Annotated in this window: 7 protein-coding genes; 4 read left to right on the plus strand and 3 right to left on the minus strand. The window is 66.0% G+C overall.

From position 1 onward, the window contains the following. Positions 1-189: 189 nt before the first annotated feature. The 3 genes from clpS to BP26_RS0109685 all read right to left on the minus strand — a co-directional run bounded on the left by clpS (position 190) and on the right by BP26_RS0109685 (position 4,730). Positions 190-513, minus strand: a complete 324-nt coding sequence (gene clpS, locus BP26_RS0109675) for an ATP-dependent Clp protease adapter ClpS (RefSeq protein ID WP_029920377.1) — start codon at positions 511-513, stop codon at positions 190-192. Between the two features lie 181 nt (positions 514-694). Further along, a complete protein-coding gene (locus tag BP26_RS0109680; protein ID WP_157572448.1) occupies positions 695-2,113 on the minus strand; it encodes an NHL repeat-containing protein in 1,419 nt (472 codons plus the stop codon). A gap of 388 nt (positions 2,114-2,501) precedes the next feature. Next, positions 2,502-4,730, minus strand: a complete 2,229-nt coding sequence (locus BP26_RS0109685; RefSeq protein WP_029920379.1) for a CHASE2 domain-containing protein — start codon at positions 4,728-4,730, stop codon at positions 2,502-2,504. A 172-nt stretch (positions 4,731-4,902) separates the two neighbouring features. Here BP26_RS0109685 and gspC point away from each other — a divergent pair, with 172 nt between their 5' ends. Genes gspC through gspF form a run of 4 tightly spaced genes read left to right on the plus strand, consistent with a single transcriptional unit; the run spans position 4,903 to position 10,805 of the window. After that, positions 4,903-5,805 carry a type II secretion system protein GspC gene (gspC, locus tag BP26_RS27500; RefSeq protein WP_029920380.1) on the plus strand — a complete coding sequence of 301 codons (903 nt, stop codon included), beginning with the start codon at positions 4,903-4,905 and terminating at the stop codon, positions 5,803-5,805. A 2-nt stretch (positions 5,806-5,807) separates the two neighbouring features. Continuing rightward, a complete protein-coding gene (gene gspD / locus BP26_RS0109695; protein WP_051748773.1) occupies positions 5,808-8,072 on the plus strand; it encodes a type II secretion system secretin GspD in 2,265 nt (754 codons plus the stop codon). Between the two features lie 8 nt (positions 8,073-8,080). Further along, positions 8,081-9,580, plus strand: coding sequence for a type II secretion system ATPase GspE (gspE, locus tag BP26_RS0109700; RefSeq protein ID WP_029920382.1), 1,500 nt, complete (start codon positions 8,081-8,083; stop codon positions 9,578-9,580). A 4-nt stretch (positions 9,581-9,584) separates the two neighbouring features. After that, entirely contained in the window at positions 9,585-10,805 is a 1,221-nt protein-coding gene (gene gspF / locus BP26_RS0109705) for a type II secretion system inner membrane protein GspF (protein ID WP_029920383.1), read from the plus strand. Positions 10,806-10,808: the final 3 nt, after the last annotated feature.

A 10,808-nucleotide genomic window follows, 5' to 3' on the forward strand; every position in this document is an offset into this window, starting at 1 on the left:
GCAACCTCGGCGCAAGAGCTTTATCGCCCATGTTTATTCCTTGCAATTCCCGCACCAGATGAAGCAGCGGTCAGTGACTAGTGATCAGTGGCCGGTAAAAGCGCGAGAAATCGGGGAAAACAGGCGACGAACAGGGGAATGAGGCGCTGAATCACCGGCCACTGACCACTGGCCACCGATCGCCGGCTTCTATGCCTTTTCCATCACCGTCAGGAGGGGGTGCTGGTTTTTCCGCGCATAGGCGTTGACCTGGGCCACCTTGGTTTCGGCGATTTCCGCCGGAAAGATGCCGGCGACGCCGCGCCCGGTCTGGTGCACCTGGAGCATGATCTGCACCGCCTGCTCGCGCGTGCGATGGAAGAACATCTGCAGCACTTCGACCACGAATTCCATCGGGGTGAAGTCGTCGTTGATCATGATGACCTTGTACAACGGCGGCGATTGCAGGCGCGGCTTGGCCTCCTCGACGACGAGGCCTGTGCCGGTGCCGGAATCGCGTTCGCGCTCACTCATGTCAACAGTGTAACGATTTGCATTGTCAGCTCAATGGGGGCTGGGACCGCCCGGTTCAAGGCGCGCGCTGCCGCGCCGCGACCCGGCTACCGTCGAAATTTTGCCACCAACGGGACGCCGCGCCAATAAAAAGGCCGCTCCGGACTTGCGTCCGGAGCGGCCTTGAACCCGCTTCAGAGGATCAGAAGCAGAAGTTGCCGTCGTCGGTGTTCGTGCCGTCGACACCGTAGTTGGTGTTCGGGCCGGCGCTGCTGGTGCCGATGATCGGGAAGCGCATGACGCGGCTGTTGGCGCTGTCCGAAACCAGCAGGACGTTGTAGGACGCGTTCACATACAGGCCCTGCGGGCTGAACATGGTGCCGGCGTTGACGCCGCTGGTCGCGGGGTCGTTGCGCTGGTCGGCCACGGCGCCGTTCTGGTCAGGATCGTTCTGCGTGATGTGGGTGAAGTCCTGCTGGCCGAACACCACCGTCGCCGCGGTGCCGTTCTTCGGCGTGGTGATGTAGGACTGGAACTCCAGCACGCGGTTGTTGCCGCTGTCGCCGACGAACACGCTGGTACCGTCGGAGGCTACGCCCCAGGGCGCATTGAAAGCCTGGGAGCCGGAGCCGCCGGCGGGGTTGTAGGAGCCGAACTGGGTGGCGCCCAGCAGGTTGTCCGGCAGCTTGTTCATGTTGTTGGGCACGCCGGCCCAGTACAGCACGCGGTTGTTGCCGGTGTCGCTGACCAGCAGGTTGGAACCATCGGTCCAGGCGTCGGACGGCTGACGCATCGCCAGGATGTTGGTGATGCCGTTGAACTGGTCGATGTTCGGGACGTTGGTGGTGAAGCAGTAGCCCGCGGTGCCGGTGTTGGCGGTGCAGGTGGTGGTACCCGAGCTATCGGTGGCCACCTGGCCCAGTTCGAGGTCGGCGGGGACGTTGCTGGTGGTCGGAACGGTGTTCCAGATCAGCACGCGGTTGTTGCTCTTGTCGACCACCACCACCTGCCCCTTGGAGCTGATGATGACGGCAGTCGGATGATCCATGCCCGTCGACGACGGGGTGGCGTTGGGCTGGTTGGCGGCGGCCGTGGTGAGGTTCGGCTGGCCCAGCACGATATCCGGACCGGTGGTGCTGTCCTTCGGCGGCGTGTTCCAGATCAGCACGCGGTTGTTGCCGCTGTCGGCAACGGCCAGGTAGGTGTTGGTCGGCGTGGTGGCGATCCAGACCTTGCTCGGGTTGGCGAACTTGATCGGAACGGAACCCTGCGGGCCGATGCCGGAACTCTGATCCGTCATCGAGCTCTGGCCGATGACGAAAGAGGCGGCTGCAGTGTTGATACCGGACGGAATACCGGTGAAGCCCAGGATGCGATTGTTGGTCGTATCCGCCACATAGACGGTGGCGGTGGCCGTGTCGGTGGGGGCGCTGGGATTCGGCAATACGGCAACCGAACCCTGCACACCGCCCAGCGACAAGCCGGAGATGCTGGGGTTGTTCGGGGTGCCCTGGTTGAAATTCGGCTGGCCGATCAGGCCGGTGGCCTGCGGGATGTTGTGGCAGTTGTTGTTGCCGCCGCCGCCGCAGGCGGAGATTCCGGCCACGACTGCTGCGGCCATGCCGATACCGAGGGCCGCGGGGCGGCTCAATAGACGGGCGCCTAAGAGCCTGCCGGTGGACTGTTTCATTACTTCAACCCCTTAATCAATGTGCAGTTGTGGTGTGCTAAAAAATAAAGCGCCGTCGACGCGGCGCTAGCCGGTTGACCGCAAGCGGAGGAATTCGTTCAAAGCCGGTACGGCGGCCATCCATCTTTCCGTGAACTATCGACAGGGACACCATCGGCCGCCGGCTGTCGACCCAACCTCATGGCTGCTGATCATACATGACAGCGCGCAAGGGCTGTAGTACCGGTGCGGAATGTAAATATCCGTTGCGCCATTGGGCGCAAGGGCAACACCCGCGCCCCAGGCTCACCCTGATCTTTCCCTGAGGCTTTACTAGGCTTTACTTGGTTTTGAACACGGTCGCACCGTCCCAGTCCGCGGCGGGCGGATGCAGGCGGTTTTCGGCGATGCGTTCCAGGTACAGCTCGTACAGGGGATGCGGCCGGCCGGAGCGCGACAGGCCGAAGAACTCGCGCTCGGCCTCGTCCCAGCGCTGGGCACGGTAGGCGCGCAGGGCCTGGCGCAGGCGCGTCAGATCCTGGCGCAGGCCGGGGTCGACGGCATCCTTGGGGCCTAATGGCTCATAGATCGCCACCGGCTGGTCCTTGCCCTTGACCTTGACCAGGTCGAGCTCGCGGAAGGTCCATTCAGGAGCGCCGGCGCGGGTGGCTTCGCTGCAGATCACCGCCACGCCGTATTCCTTGGTCAGGCCTTCGAGGCGGGAACCGAGGTTCACGGCGTCGCCCAGCACGGTGTAGGCAACGCGGAACTCGGAGCCCATGTTGCCGACCATCATCGGGCCGGAATTGAGGCCGACGCCGATCTGCAGCTTGGGCCAGCCGCGCGCCTCGAACGCGGCGTCCAGCCTGGCCAGCGCCTGGGGAAACTCCATCGCCGCCTGCAGCGCGTGGAAGGCGTGGGTGGAATCTTCCAGCGGGGCGCCCCAGAAGGCCATGATGGCGTCGCCCATGTATTTGTCGATGGTGCCGCGATGGCGGAACACCACTTCGGTGAGGACGCCGAGGAACTCGTTCATCAGCAGCGACAATTCCTGCGGCTTGTCGCGGAATTTCTCGGAGATGGTGGTGAAGCCGCGGATATCGGAGAACAGCACGGTCATGTCGCGGCTTTCACCGGACATGGAGATTTCCTGGCCGCTGGCGGCCATCTCGTCCACCAGCTCCGGCGGCACGTACTGGCCGAACCGCTTGTTCAGGTGACGCACGGCCCGCGACTCGTTGAAAAAGCCGTTCAGCATCTGCGCCAGGAACAGGGTCAGGGTGAATACCACCGGGATGCCGAGCGGGGTGATGAACTTCGCCCCCGACCACATGGCGAACCCGAGGGCGATGAGGGCGGCGATGATGCCCAGCACCAGCAGGCCGCCGTGCAGCGGCGACAGGCGCGGGTACAGCAGGGTCATGAAGGCGGCGACGATCAGCAGCAGGACGATTTCGATGCCGATGTAATAGGGGGCCTTCTGCAGGATGCGGCCGTCGAGCAGCGCGGAAATGATGTTGGCGTGCACCTCCACCCCGGGAAAGACCTTGCTGAACGGGGTACTCCGGTAGTCGAGCAGGCCGGCGGCGGTGGTGCCGAGCAGGACCACGGCCCCCTTCAATACCGCCGGGTCGGCGGTGCCATGCAGCACGTCGGCCGCCGAAACATAGGGGAAGCTGCCTTGTGGACCGCGGTAAGGCACATAAATCGCCGCGCTCCCGTCCACGGGGGCGGTGGCGGGGCCGAAGCGGACGCGCTCCAGGTGCAGGGAGGTCTTGATATCCGGCGGGTCGAATTCCAGCGAAACGGGCACATTGCCCATGGCCATCTGGGTCACCGCCAGCGCCAGCGACGGATAGACCTGCCCCTGGTATTCCTGCAACAGGGGTACGCGCCGGTACAGGCCGTCCTGATCGACGCCGGGGTTGTCGAAAAAGCCGCAGGCCGGGGCGGCGGCCTGCAACGGCGCGACGTTGCCGCCGTAGCCGACGGCGCGCGGGAAGTTGACTTCGAGCAGGGCGCGCGCGCCGGCGTCGATCACCGGGGCGCAGATGGCGCCGGTGCTGGCGGCTTCGCCGACCGGCAGGGTCTGTTTCAGGAACAGGCCCAGCACCACGGGCTTGCCGCTGAGCATGGCGGCGAGGATGCGGTCGCCGTCGAGCTTGTCCTTCAGCGCCGGAAGCCGTTCGGCGAAGCCCGGCAGGTCGGCCAGGGGGCCTTTCGCCAGGCTGTCGAGAAGCTGGCCGCCGGCGGTGGCGTCGGCATCCTGGAAATCGACGTCGAAGCCGAGCACCCGCACGTTGTAGTGCTCGAACAGCTGCCGCACCAGTTCCGCCATCTTGGCCCGCGGCCAGGGCCAGCCCTCGGTGGCGTAGGTTCTTTCGTCCAGGTCGACGATGACGATGCGCTTGTCCACCGTCTTGGGCATGGTCAGCAGCAGGCGGGCGTCGTAACTGAACGACTCCATCTGATCGAGCAGGGTGTGGCCGTAGAAGCCGGCCGTCTGCAACAGGAACAGCAGGAACACGGCGGCGCTGATCCCCAGCCGGACCCAGATCTTGTGCGTCATCCCCTTCCCCGAAATGTTTCTGCCATTCAAGGCGGATATTCTGCGTCCGCCGGCCGTGCCGCCACCCCCCAGAAAAGCCTGCCGCCCGCTACCGGGCGGCGACAGGGCAATCCGCTCAACCTTAACGGAAAGTTTCCTTCCGCGCCCCGCAAACGCCCGTTATGATGCCGAAATGACTTCCATGACCCTGCGGGACTGGACCGCCCTGCCCAAGACCCTGGCGCCGCTGTACGAGCGCTATGCCCGCTGGCTGCCCGCCGCGGTGGACCTGGTGCTGGCCGTGGTCATCGCGCGCCTGCTGGCCGAGCTGATCTGGGCACTGGTGCCGACCCCGGCGGCGGCGGCGTGGTCGGCCGCGCCGGCACTGGCCAGCGCGCCCAACCCGGCCAACCAGCTGGACCTGAACCGGATCAGCGCGGCGCACCTGTTCGGGCAGTACCAGGCCTCGCCCACGCCGGGGCTGGACAAGATCCGCAATGCGCCCGATACGCAGCTCGCCCTGACCCTGCTCGGCATCCTCGCCAACAGCAAGAACAAGTCCGCCTCGCGCGCCCTGATTGCCGGCGGCGGCGACGAGAAGCCGTATTCGATCAACGACGCCATCTCGCCCGGCGTGACGCTGACCGCGATCTTCCCCGATCGCGTGGTGCTGTCGCGCAACGGCCAGCTGGAGACGCTGCGCCTGGACAAGGATCAGCCGAATTCGAACGATGCGCCGCTGGCGGTGGCCGACGGCGCCGGCGACAGCGGCGCCGCCGAATCGCTGGCGCAAATCCGGGCGCAGATGCTCGCCAACCCGGCCAAGGCGCAGGACTACATCCGCGTGCAGCCGGCGCCCAATCCCTCGGGCAACGGGCAGATGGGCTACCGCATCTATCCCGGCCGCGACCGTTCGGTGTTCACCGCCGCCGGCCTGCGCCCGGGCGATGTGGTGACCTCGATCAACGGCGTACAATTGGACGACCCCGCCAAGTCATTGCAATTGCTCAGCGACATGAGCCAGGCCAACCAGCTTACGCTGACCGTGCAGCGCGGCAGCGAATCCCAAACCGTCAACGTCAATCTGAGCCCTTAAGCATGACTCGTCCTTCCGCATTCCGGCCCTTCCTGGGCGGCTTGGTGCTGGCCCTCTGCAGTGGCCTTCCCGGCGGCGCCCTGGCGGAAAAGAACGGCGCCGAGGTGACGCTGAACCTGAAGGACGCCGACATCTCCACGCTGATCGCCACGGTCAGCGAGGTGACCGGCAAGAATTTCGTGGTCGACCCCCGGGTCAAGGGCAAGGTGACGGTGGTTTCGTCCAGCCCGATGGATGCGAACGCCGTCTATGCCACTTTCCTGTCGGTGCTGGAAGTGAACGGTTTCGCCGCCATCCCTTCCGGCTCCTCGATCAAGATCGTGCCGGAAGCCAATGCCCGCACCGAGGGCGGCGGCTCGGTCGGCGGCGCCGGGCTGGCGGGCGACGACATCGTCACCCGGGTGTTCGATATCCACAACGGTTCGGCCTCGCAGCTGGTGGCGATCCTGCGGCCGCTGGTGGCGCAGTCGGGGCACCTGGCGGCGTACACCTCCAGCAACAGCCTGATCGTGTCGGACCGCGCCGCCAATGTGCGGCGCATGGAGGCGCTGATCTACCAGATGGACCAGAACGGCGACCGCAATGTCGAGATCATCCATCTCGAGAACGCGGCGGCCGACGACGTGGTGAAGGTATTGACCACCCTGGCGCAGCAGGCGCGCCAGGCCGATCCGGGCGCGGTGCAGACCACGGTCATTTCCGACCCGCGCAGCAACAGCGTGCTGCTCGGCGGCGACCGCTCCGAGCGCGAGAAGCTGATCGCCCTGATCAAGCAACTGGACCAGCCCAGCAACAACAAGGGCGACACCCAGGTCATCTACCTCAATTACGCCCTCGCCGAAAACCTGGCACCGCTGCTGATGGGTAATGCGCAGCCGAGCCGCTCGTCCAGTTCGAAGAGCGGCTCGATGTTCGGCAGCTCCTCGGGCGGCTCTTCCTCGTCGTTCGGCAGCAGCAGCACGCCGGTCTCGGCGCCGTCGGTAAGCTCGAGCCCGGCGTCGGCCGGCGGCACTTCAAGCAACAACCCGGATCTGCACGTGCTGGCCGACCGGGATACCAACGCGCTGATCATCACCGCGCCGCCGAAGATGATGCAGCAGGTGAAGAACATCGTCGCCCAGCTCGACATCCGCCGCTCGCAGGTGCTGGTGGAGGCGATCGTGGCCGAGGTCAGTGCCGACAAGTCGAGCCAGCTCGGCATCGATTACATCGCCTACAAGCCCAATACCATCGCCGCCGCCGGCATCCTCAATTCCACCACCTCCTCGGCCTTGTCCAACCTCAGCAGCCTTGCGACGTCGGGCATCAGCACCGGCAGCACCAGCAGCCTGACCAGCAACAGCTCATTGATCGGCGCCGCGGCCGGCCTGATCGGCAGCGGCGGCACCGCGCTGGTCGGCGTGACGGGCAAGGACGGCTCGATTTTCGGCGGCCTGATCAAGGCCCTGGCCAGCGACGCCAACACCAATATCCTGTCCACGCCGTCGCTGGTGACCCTCGACAACGAGGAAGCCAAGATCGAAGTGGGACAGTCGGTGCCGGAACTGACCGGTTCGTTCTCCAATACCGGCACGGCCAGCAACGGCTCGGTCAACCCGTTCCAGACCATCGACCGGCAGGATATCGGCCTCAAGCTGGGCATCACGCCCACCATCGGCGAGGGCAATACGGTCCGCCTCAAGCTCGAATTCGAGAACTCCACCATCGCCAGCGGCACCGCCGGCACCGCCAGCCTGATCACCAACAAGCGCACGGTGAGCAATACCGTCAGCATCGAAGGAGGCCAGGTGCTGGTGATCGGCGGCCTGATCGACGACCAGGTCAACGATTCGGTGAACAAGATCCCGCTGCTGAGCGACATTCCGCTGATCGGCGGCCTGTTCAAGTCACGTACCGTCGAGCGCACCAAGCGCAATCTGATGATCTTCCTGCACCCGGTGATCCTGCGCGAGCGCACCGAGGGCGATTACTACACCAAGCGCAAGTACGAGGATACGCGGCATTCGCAGCTCGATGCTTCAAACGGGCCGGTGCCCTTGATCGGCGGCCGTCCGCCGGTGCTGTATCACTACGAAGAGTACATGGACCGGACCAATATGCCGGCCTCCCAGACCGCGCCGCCGCCGCCTTCGGCACGGCCCGGCCAGAGTCCGGACGTAGCCCCCGGCGCGGCGCCGCCGTCGCAGGCGCTGCCGCCGGTATACGTGCCGCCGACGGACAGGCCGTCAGCCGACAACCCCGGCGCTCCGGCGCCCGCGGGCCGATAACCAGGCGCATGGAAATGCAGGCGACTGCCGCCGAGTTGCGCCGTCCGCCCTTCGCCTTTGCGAAGCGCCACGGCTTGATCGTGGCGGGAGACCTCGGCGACGTGGTCGAGCTGGTGTGCAAGAACGGCGTCAGCCTCGACTCGATCCAGGAGGTGCGGCGTTTCCTGCGCCGGCCGATCCGGCTGCGCACGGTGCCGCAGGAAGAGTTCGATGCGCTGCTGCAGCGCACCTATGAAGGCCAGACCGGCGCCAGCGCCGCCCTCGCCGACGGCCTGACCGAGGACCAGGCCGACCTGGACAGCCTCTCCGCCGCGCTGGCGGAAGCGCAGGATCTGCTGGAGTCGGACGACGACGCCCCGATCATCAAGTTCATCAATGGGCTGCTGGTGGAGGCGATCAAGGAAAACGCCTCGGACATCCATATCGAGACCTTCGAGAGCCGCGTCACGGTGCGTTTCCGCGTCGACGGCGTGCTGCGCGAAGTGCTGTCGCCGCCGCGCTCGCTGGCGCCGAAGATCGTGTCGCGCGTCAAGATCATGGCCAAGCTGGATATCGCCGAGAAGCGCCTGCCGCAGGACGGGCGCATCAGCCGCGCCTTCGGCGGCCGCAAGGTCGACGTGCGCGTCTCCACCATTCCCACCGGGACCAACAGCGAACGCGTGGTGATGCGTATCCTGGACAAGCAGGCCGAGCGCCTGGACCTGGAGCACCTGGGCATCGACGAGGTGCAGGTGGCGACGCTGCGCCGCATCATCCACCGCCCCTACGGCATCATGCTGGTGACCGGGCCCACCGGTTCGGGCAAGACCACCACGCTGTATTCGGCGCTGTCGGTGCTGAACGACCGCAGCCGCAACATCATGACGGTGGAAGACCCGATCGAGTACTACATCGACGGCGTCGGCCAGACCCAGACCAACGCGCGCGTGGAGATGACCTTCGCCCGCGGCTTGCGCGCCATCCTGCGCCAGGATCCGGACGTGGTGATGGTCGGTGAAATCCGCGACCTGGAAACCGCGGAGATCGCGGTGCAGGCCTCGCAGACCGGCCATCTGGTGCTGTCGACGCTGCATACCAATACCGCGGTGGGCGCGGTGACGCGCCTGCGCGACATGGGCGTGGAGCCTTACCAGCTGTCGTCCTCGCTGGTGGGCCTGATGGCGCAGCGCCTGGTGCGTACGCTGTGCAAGCAGTGCAAGCAGCCTTATACGCCGCGTATGAGCGAGCTGGAGCAACTGGGCGTACCGCAGCGCCAGGATGTGACCTTGTACAAGCCGGTGGGTTGCGCGGTGTGCCGCCACACCGGCTACCACGGACGCAGCGGCATCCATGAAATCATCGAGGTGGATCGCCGCCTGGAATCGCTGATCCACGACAACGCTTCCGAGCAGATCCTGGAAGCCACCGCGCGCGAGCGCAGCGCCGGCATCCTGCAGTCCGGCCGCAACAAGGTGCTGGCCGGCCAGACCACGCTCAGCGAAGTGCTGCGCGTGACGATCGAAGAGTAGGCCGATGGCCGCTTTCGAATACACCGCGCTCGACGCCGGTGGGCGCAACAGCAAGGGATTGATCGAAGGCGATACGCCGCGGCAGGTGCGGCAGATGCTGCGTGACCGCGGCCTGACGCCGATGTACGTGCACGAAGTCGCCGCCGGCAAGGCGCAGAAGCGCGGCAGCTTCGACCTCAAGGGCAGCGGCAACATCAACAGCACCGAGTTGGCGCTGTTCACCCGTCAGCTCGCCACGCTGACGCGCTCCGGCTTGCCGCTGGACGAGGCGCTGACGGCGGTGGCGCAGCAGAGCGAGAGCAAACGGGTGCAGCGCGTGACGCTGGGTGTGCGCTCGCGCGTGGTGGAGGGCAACAGCCTGGCCAGCGCGCTGGCCGAATTTCCGGGCGGCTTCCCTACCTTGTTCCGCGCCACCATCGAGGCGGGCGAGCAGGCCGGCCGCCTCGACCAGGTGCTGGAGCGCCTGGCCGACTACGCCGACCGCGGCCAGCAGATGCGCAGCAAGATGATGCTGGCGCTGATGTACCCGCTGATCCTCACCGTGGTGGCCATCGGCGTGATCATCGCCATGATGACTTACGTGGTGCCGAAGGTGGTGGGCGTGTTCGACAGCATCGGCCAGGAATTGCCGGCGATCACCCGCGGCCTCATCGCCACCAGCGATTTCCTGCGCAACTACGGCATCTACATGGCGATCGCCATCGCCGCGGCGGCGTTCCTGTTCAACCGCGCCATGCGCAACGAGGAGTTCCGCCGCAAGGTGCATCGCCAGCAGCTGCGCCTGCCGCTGATCGGCCGGCTGGTGCGCGGCGGCAATACCGGACGCTTCATGCGCACCCTGGGCATCCTGTTCGGCAGCGGCGTGCCGATCCTGGACGCCCTGCGCATCGGCTCGCAGGTGGTGACCAACCTGCCGATGCGCGAGGCAGTGGACGCGGCGGCCAAGCGCGTGCGTGAAGGCGTGGCGCTGAACAAATCGCTGGCGGAGAGCCGCCTGTTCCCGCCCATCGCCCTGCACCTGATCGCCTCGGGGGAATCCTCCGGCAAGCTCGACGAGATGCTCGACCGCGCCGCCACCAACCAGGAACGCGAGCTGGAGACCCTGGTGGCCGCCACCGTCGGCATCATGGAACCGATGGTGATCGTCATCATGGGCGGCATCGTGCTGGTCATCGTGGTGGCGATCATGCTGCCGATCCTGGACTTGAATCAGCTGGTGAAATAGCGT

This window comes from Nevskia soli DSM 19509, assembly GCF_000711955.1.
Classification (GTDB): Bacteria; Pseudomonadota; Gammaproteobacteria; order Nevskiales; family Nevskiaceae; genus Nevskia; species Nevskia soli.